Raw genomic sequence first — 1,479 nt, 5'->3', positions numbered from 1 at the left:
CTAGTACAACATCCCGCAAATAGGGTTAATAATTGTCGGGCTGCAAATAAGGCTGCAGGAGCGTGACAACCAGTTGGGCCATTTCGGCGAGCGAACCTGAGCCAGGCAGAGGTTCCCATCGCCCGCTATGGCTACGAAAGGCGGCACCATAAAGATTGCGGCTGAGTTCACTCAGGCGTGCCACAACGGTCGAGTCCTGATTGTCCAGGCGTTTGATCAGCAGATGACGCCCGTAAGCCTGCGTGAGCACCTGGTCGTGGCCCAACAATTCGCGCAGTTGACGCTGCAGTTCGCTTGCATGATGTTTCGCGGATAAGGCAGGCATGACCGCTCCGGGTTCAGGATGCGCCAGTTTGCAACGGGTAGCCGCGGAAAGTCCATCTGAAGGGACGTGCCGTCTGGTTGCGCTCGCGGATGAACTGCTCTGTACGCTCGCGAAGATGCACCGTGCTGGTGTGGCTGGCGTGACGCAGCACACGGCGCGTATAGAGCCCAAACCACAGTTCGATCTGGTTCACCCAGCTCGCGTGCAAAGGGGTGAAATGGAAATGAAACCGTCCATCGTGCCGCGCATTGAATGCCTGCCACACGGCCTGGGCGCGATGCGTGTTCAGATTATCCCAGATCACATGCACCTGCTTGCCCGGATACGCGGCTGCCACACTGTCCATGAAAGTCACCAGGTCGTCCTGGGTCCGCCGGTCGCGACAGCTTCCCAGTACCCGTCCGGTATGAACATCCAGCGCAGCAATCAGCGACTGGGTACCGTGACGGATGTATTCAAATTCCCGGCGGCGCAACCGTCCGGCTGCCGGAGCGCGCCCTGGATGCTTGCGCTCAATGGCCTGAATGCCGGTCTTCTCGTCAATACTCAGTACCACCGCATTCTTCGGCGCCTTGCGGTACAGCCTGCAGATCACGTTGACCTTCTCGCGAAACGCCGGATCCGGACTATGCAGCCACTGTTGCACCCGATGCGGGCGAACGTCGCCAGCCTGCAGGATGCGCTGCACATGGCTGCGACTGATCTGTTCGACGATCCCTCGCTCGACTGCACGCGTCACAATCTCATCAAGCGTCGGCGTGGCCCGACCTTGCGCTTCCTGCACTTCACACGCCAGTGCGATCAGTTGCAGCCGCGTCTCCTGCGTGATGCGCGGCGGACGTCCACTGCGCTCTGCCTCCCGAATCCCCTGCGCGCCTTGCCGCGCAATGCGCTGGCGCCACTGGCTGACGGTCTGCACCGACACGCCCAGTTCCTGTGAGATCGCCGCGCTCGTGTAGCCCTCGTGAGCCATTAACGCGATGCGTGCCCGTGTCACATCGCGCTGTGAAGCCGTCGTGCGTCGGATTAGCGACTGCAGCTCCTGTCTTTCCTTTCTGGCCAGCTTCACTGGCGTTGCATGGCGTCCTCGACTCATACCGCCAGGATAAACCATGCAATCAATTATTAAAAGTAATTGCGGGATGTTGTACTAG

Annotated in this window: 2 protein-coding genes; both read right to left on the bottom strand. The window is 59.9% G+C overall.

The window, feature by feature from the left end:
- Positions 1-25: 25 nt before the first annotated feature.
- A complete protein-coding gene (locus tag M0D64_RS44745; protein WP_266262307.1) occupies positions 26-325 on the bottom strand; it encodes a hypothetical protein in 300 nt (99 codons plus the stop codon).
- A gap of 13 nt (positions 326-338) precedes the next feature.
- Positions 339-1,421: an IS630 family transposase gene (locus M0D64_RS44740; protein WP_266262306.1), complete on the bottom strand. Its 1,083-nt coding sequence runs from the start codon at positions 1,419-1,421 to the stop codon at positions 339-341.
- Between the last annotated feature and the right edge of the window lie 58 nt (positions 1,422-1,479).

This window comes from Paraburkholderia sp. WS6, from assembly GCF_030464835.1.
Taxonomy (GTDB): Bacteria; Pseudomonadota; Gammaproteobacteria; order Burkholderiales; family Burkholderiaceae; genus Paraburkholderia; species Paraburkholderia madseniana.
Note: the sequence above shows the minus strand (reverse complement) of the source record. Positions and strands in the feature narration are given on the sequence as shown.